The organism is Nocardia sp. NPDC050713, from assembly GCF_040654315.1.
GTDB lineage: Bacteria > Actinomycetota > Actinomycetes > Mycobacteriales > Mycobacteriaceae > Nocardia.
In genome coordinates, this window is the sequence record NZ_JBFAHS010000043.1 from 1 (window position 1) to 1,384 (window position 1,384).

General features: G+C 62.2%; 1 protein-coding gene. It reads right to left on the minus strand.

The features are described 5' to 3' along the window. Nucleotides 1–40: 40 nt before the first annotated feature. Complete coding sequence (locus AB0H49_RS34390; protein WP_357257307.1) at nucleotides 41–1,306, minus strand: IS256 family transposase; 1,266 nt, start codon at nucleotides 1,304–1,306, stop codon at nucleotides 41–43. Between the last annotated feature and the right edge of the window lie 78 nt (nucleotides 1,307–1,384).

A 1,384-nucleotide genomic window follows, 5' to 3' on the forward strand; every position in this document is an offset into this window, starting at 1 on the left:
GGGACTGTCGGTTTAACGGCGGATCCGACCTCGGTGTGGGTTAGTTCCCGGTCGGGTGGATCCGGCCTTCGAAGGTGATGGCGAAAGCGTTGAGGGCCGGTTTCCACCGCATCGCCCATCGTGCCCGCCCCTGGCCGGTCGGGTCCAGAGATCGGGTCACCAGATACAGGCACTTCAACGCCGATTGCTCGCTGGGGAAGTGCCCGCGAGCGCGGATCGCGCGACGATAACGAGCATTCAACGACTCGATGGCATTGGTGGAGCAGATGATTCGCCTGATCTCCACGTCGTAGTCCAGGAACGGGACGAACTCGGGCCAGGCGTTGTTCCAGAGCTTGACGATCGCCGGATACCGGCCGCCCCATTTCGCGGCGAACTCGCCGAACCGTTCGCGTGCCGCGGCCTCGGTCGCAGCCGTGTAGACCGGTTTGAGATCCTTGCTCATCTCGGCCCAATGCTGACGGCCCGCATAACGGAAACTGTTGCGCAGCAAATGAATCACGCACGTTTGTACGACCGTGTATTCCCAGACGGTGTTGATCGCCTCCGGCAACCCCTTAAGGCCATCGCAGACGGCGATGCACACATCGGCGACGCCACGGTTCTTGATCTCGGTCAGCACCTGGAGCCAGAACTTGGCACCTTCGCCGCCATCGCCGGCCCACAACCCGAGGATGTCGCGTTCCCCGGCGGTGGTGACGCCGATGACCACGTAGATCGGGCGATTGGCCACTTGGCCGTCCCGGATCTTCACATGGATGGCATCGATGAACACGACCGGATAGACGCGATCGAGAGGCCGGTTGCACCAATCGGTCATCTCCGTGACCACCTTCTCGGTGATCGTCGAGATCGTGTCCTTCGACACCGAGGACCCATAGATCTCGGCGAAATGCGCCGAAATCTCTCCCGTGGTCAGGCCTTTCGCGGTCAGCGACAACACGATCTCATCGACCCCGGACAGTCGCCGCTGCCGCTTCTTGACGATCTTGGGATCGAACGAGGAGTTCGTGTCCCGCGGCACGTCGATGCCGACCGGGCCGATCTCGGTGATCACTGTCTTGGAGCGAGTTCCGTTGCGGGAGTTGCCTGTTCCGCGTCCGGCAGAGTCGTGCTTCTCATAGCCGACATGCTCGGTCATCTCAGCTTCCAGCGCGGTTTCGAGCACGGTCTTGGTCAGCTGGTTGAGCAACCCGCCCGGCCCGACCAGATCGATACCTTGCGCCTTGGCTTGGGCCAGCAGTTGCTCGGCCAATTTCCTGGTGTCCACCGCATCCTCGGTCACGGCGGCCAGTGTCTCCGACATTCGTCGGTCCTTCCTGCCGAACCATCAGGTTCGGCCGATCGGACCGAGATCAAGATCCGCCGTTGTTCCGACAGTCCC

Coding starts and splice junctions, on each gene's coding strand:
- AB0H49_RS34390 (WP_357257307.1), bottom strand. CDS start 1,306: ATGTCGGAGACACTGGCCGCCGTGACCGAGGATGCGGTGGACACCAGG.